The sequence below is a fragment of the Microcoleus sp. MOSTC5 genome (genome assembly GCF_036701825.1).
GTDB lineage: Bacteria > Cyanobacteriota > Cyanobacteriia > Cyanobacteriales > Microcoleaceae > Microcoleus > Microcoleus asticus.
In genome coordinates, this window is record NZ_JAUBRK010000086.1 from 4490 (window position 1) to 5217 (window position 728).

Annotated in this window: 1 pseudogene; it reads right to left on the reverse strand. The window is 56.9% G+C overall.

Going from position 1 to position 728, the window contains the following annotated elements:
* Window positions 1-728 (reverse strand): annotated as a pseudogene (locus QUA54_RS30595) (DUF4347 domain-containing protein); the annotation flags it as partial.

Consider the following 728-nt stretch of genomic DNA (forward strand, 5'->3'; position numbering starts at 1 on the left):
GGGCTAACTGCGCCGAGGTTATCTGTGGCGCTGTAGGTAAAATTGGCACCGGTAAAGCTACCTGTGGATTGGAAAAATAGTTGTCCTATTTGTGCCGGTGTCAAAACTTGACCCGGTGTCACGGCGACTCCGCCGTTGGCTGGATCTCCTAAAAACAGGATGCCTTGGGCCGCTGGCGGCAGGGTGTTGATGGTGTAGGAGGCGATCGATCCATCGTCAGTTCCTCCCAATCCAGGCACGGGGGCGCTGCTGTTTGGCCCTAGGCTGGAGTTGGCAGGGTTGGCTACTGGCGGTTGGTTGGGTGTCGTTCCTGTTAAACCGAGATTAGCGTTAGCTGGGGGGCTAACTGCGCCGAGGTTATCTGTGGCGCTGTAGGTAAAATTGGCACCGGTAAAGCTACCTGTGGATTGGAAAAACAGTTGTCCTATTTGTTCCGGTGTCAAAACTTGACCCGGTGTCACGGCGACTCCGCCGTTGGCTGGATCTCCTAAAAACAGGATGCCTTGGGCCGCTGGCGGCAGGGTGTTGATGGTGTAGGAGGCGATCGATCCATCGTCAGTTCCTCCCAATCCAGGCACGGGGGCGCTGCTGTTTGGCCCTAGGCTGGAGTTGGCAGGGTTGGCTACTGGCGGTTGGTTGGGAATTGGAGTTGGTGTCAGAGGTGTGGTGAATGTAGCTTCGTTGTTGCCCGGAGTCGGGTCAGCCGTAGGTGAGGTACTTCTGGCGGT